Raw genomic sequence first — 3,343 nt, forward strand, 5'->3', positions numbered from 1 at the left:
GGTAAAGATGACACCTCATCCACGCTGCAAGGCTCAACCTCTGGTGCTACTTGTGGTAGCCCCGCGGGATCGATGACAGCTGACACTTGTGGCAGGGGTTCGTCATCGACTCACGCGGGTAACAGGTGCCTCCATGGGTCGCGCATCGAGGCGTAGAGACACCTCCCCTCTCCCACGCGTCGGCGGCGTTCTTTCGCCGACGTGTGGTGGCTCTCACGGCTTGTATGTGCCAACAGGTTTTGTGGTCGTGGTGTAACACGTCTCTGTCCGTCAGGTGCACGTGATGCTCGCGCCCGTCGACGAGTCAACGAGTCACGTGCTGGTTCACAGTCGATACCATCCGATGCCTTGTGCTCGCTAGAAGGCGATGTCCTCCTGTTCTGACGAGGAGGTGTACCGTCCCGAAAACAATCGGTTTCAATTGCAGATTCACTCCACCAGCATGCTTAAATTAACGGTGAACCACAGGCTCGGAGACACCAGCGTCATCGCCGGCCTCTTCATCGTAGCCCTTGCTCCGATGGTCCGCCAGAATCGCACGCGGTCCTCGCGCCGGGCCGCTGTAGGACGCCCGGAAGGAATGACCTGACCACGATTCTCTCTTGCTCTTTTCTACCTCGGGCCGATGCCCATCAAATACCTCTACCAGATAGGTGTTGCGACGACCGGTTGAATACGCCAGGCCGGGCCGGGGCCAGTGGTGACAACACCGCGATGGAGTCGTTCTTCGCATTGCTGCAGAAGAACGAGCTCAACGCCCGCCGCATGAACAGCCGCGAGGAACCACGACGCGCGATCGTCACCTCGATTGAGACCAAGTACAGCCGCCGTCGTCAAAGGGGCCTGGGCAAGCTCACCCCCTCGAGTCCAATATGATCTACGCAGCCGCAGACACGGCCTGACCAATACAAACCCGGAGAGTCAATCAAACCGGGAGAGCAGCCCGATTCACCGCGTCAGCGGTCACAGAGTTATGCTCGCACCCACGTTGCGGCCATCCGGACTGTCCGCGGTCCACCACAGCACCACCCCACGCTCGGCGTCACTTGCGCACCATTCAGCATCAGGCAGGGCCACTCAACCAAACGCCTCCAGCTCGCGCTTGACGACCTTGCCGATCGGGTTACGCGGCAACGGCCGGTCCATCAGCACCACGTCACGAGGCACCGCCGGAGCCATGAAATTCTCCCGCACATGCTCACGGATGTCGTCCTCGGTCAACTCAACGGAACCGTCGGTGACGACGTAGGCCTTGACCCGCTGGAATGTCTCGCCGTCCTCCACACCCACGCAATAGGACTCGGCCACACCGTCGAGCCGGTCGATGATGTCGGAGACCGAGGTCGGCCAGATGTTCTCACCGCCGACGATGATCATGTCGTTGTTACGGCCCAGCACCCGCAGCCGACCGGTCTGCGGGTCGATCACGCCCTTGTCACCGAGACTGAGTAGCCCTCGGGTCACATCCTCCTGGTCCCGGGCGCCCAGATACCCCTTCATCGACATGGCGTTGCGGGCGTGGACCACACCGACCTGGCCGGGCTCGACTTCTCTCCCACTGGCGGGATCGAGCAGTTCCAGGCGACCGTTCCACACAGGGTGGCCGGCGGTCAACGGATCCTCCCGCAGATCCGACGGACCGGAATAGGACACGAGCAACCCCTCGGTGGATCCGTAACCGGAACCGAGGATGTACCCGTAGCGTTCCTGCAGGCCACGGACGAGGTCCTCGCTCATGGCGTTACCGGCGTTGAGGATGAAACGGAGTGAGGAGGTGTCGTACCTGCCGGGGTCGGAATCGTGGACCGCGAGTTGCTCCTTGAGAAAGACAGCGGAACTGATCAAACCCTCACACCGGTACGTGTCCAGCTGGTGGAGGACGTTCTCCGCGCTGAAGGTGCGCTGCGTGACGATCGTGCAACCGGCGAACAACGCAATGCACGAGGCTCCCCACCCGAGGACGTGGAACATGCTCGCGGTCATCTGCAGGGTGCATCCTGCCTTCAGCCCGCAGGACTCCACCGGGGGACCGAGGACTCCCAGCGGTACATGCGGTTCGCCGTGTCCCACCGCCTTCGGCGTGCCGCTGGTCCCTGAGGACATCAGGACAACTCCTCCCTGAATGGGACGACGACGGAAGGTCACGCCCGTCGTCCCCGGCGTGGCCCACAGGTCACGGAATGTGGGGAAGGTGATGTCAGTCCGCGCATCGTCTCCGACCCAGGAATGGCAGACACGGACCCGTGGACTTTCGTCGGGAATCCTGGAGTCGAATTCTGAGTCGACGAAAAGGAAGCTGATGTCGTGTTCTTCGACGATGTTGGCGATCTGCGTTCTGCTGGCTCCGACATTCAACAGGAAGACAGTGAACCCCACATATCCTTTTGCTGCGAGCGAAATGAGAAATCCTCGTCCATTGCGTGCCATTATTCCTACCCGGCCGTTGGCATCGACCCCGTTGGCGACGAGCGCTTGCGCGGTGAGTACCGCCTGGTCACGCAGTTCCGCGTAGGTGAGCTCACCGTCGTCGTCGACGAGCGCGACCCGGTCGGGGAATCGCGCCGCTGCGACCTCAAGCAGCCCTGACAGGGATGCTCCATAGCGGATGAGACTCCTGGCTGTCGCAATCCCGTCCTTGGCCGTAAATTCGTTGAAAAATCCGGCAGATACCGCAGCCCGCGCACCACGGAAAATCCCTTTGGTGTCGAACACAATCTGCTGCGCCCTATTTCTCACTTTACAAATTACCTTTCCTCGCACCTTTCCGGATGCAGGAAACCCTTCCGCGGAGCGCACCCGACTGCAGACCAGAACCGCGAATCCGGTACACGCCGGTCGGTACCTGGTGGCACCCCGGTATCTTCTCTCCGCGGGAAAGGGATCACCGTCGGAACACTGTGCACATATACTGTATCCCTACGTCGGCGCCTGTTTTCGAAGGCAGCCCACATTCAATCTGCACTATTTACGACAAAGAGTATGTATGGAACCGACGGGGCGCCCGATGTTTTACAGCACTAACCACGCGGCGCACACCCCATCACCCTTACGATGCAGGCCTCAACCACCTTCATAAAATACGATTCATAGCGAACCGGCCAGAAGAGACCATGTGTCCGTAGCGTCGAGACATCGTCCCTACGCCTCGCGTGCGAGCTGTGAAGCCATGAATTGCGATCCCGCATAGGAGGGATGGAAAATCATGTTGTAGTTCGGGGTCGTGGTATCGATCACGCCAGCGACATACCGCTGCCGATCAGGCGCACACGTGTCATGGCCCCGCGCCCCGTCGATCATCTCCACGTAGTGCCCACCGATCTGGCGGGCAGCGTCGCGCTGATTG

The 3,343-nt window shown here is 60.7% G+C and carries 1 protein-coding gene and 2 pseudogenes; 1 reads left to right on the forward strand and 2 read right to left on the reverse strand.

Translation table 11 applies throughout. From position 1 onward, the window contains the following. Positions 1–681: 681 nt before the first annotated feature. Positions 682–876: pseudogene (locus ACT3UN_RS16330) on the forward strand (IS3 family transposase); the annotation flags it as partial. 201 nt (positions 877–1,077) lie between these two features. Here the strand turns inward: ACT3UN_RS16330 and ACT3UN_RS16335 are convergent. After that, the gene (locus ACT3UN_RS16335; protein ID WP_444657637.1) at positions 1,078–2,712 is read right to left on the reverse strand and encodes an AMP-binding protein; all 1,635 of its coding nucleotides are present in this window, start codon (positions 2,710–2,712) and stop codon (positions 1,078–1,080) included. A gap of 426 nt (positions 2,713–3,138) precedes the next feature. Next, positions 3,139–3,343: pseudogene (locus tag ACT3UN_RS16340) on the reverse strand (SGNH/GDSL hydrolase family protein); the annotation flags it as partial.

The sequence above is a fragment of the Corynebacterium sp. AOP12-C2-36 genome, from assembly GCF_052379185.1.
Lineage (GTDB): Bacteria > Actinomycetota > Actinomycetes > Mycobacteriales > Mycobacteriaceae > Corynebacterium.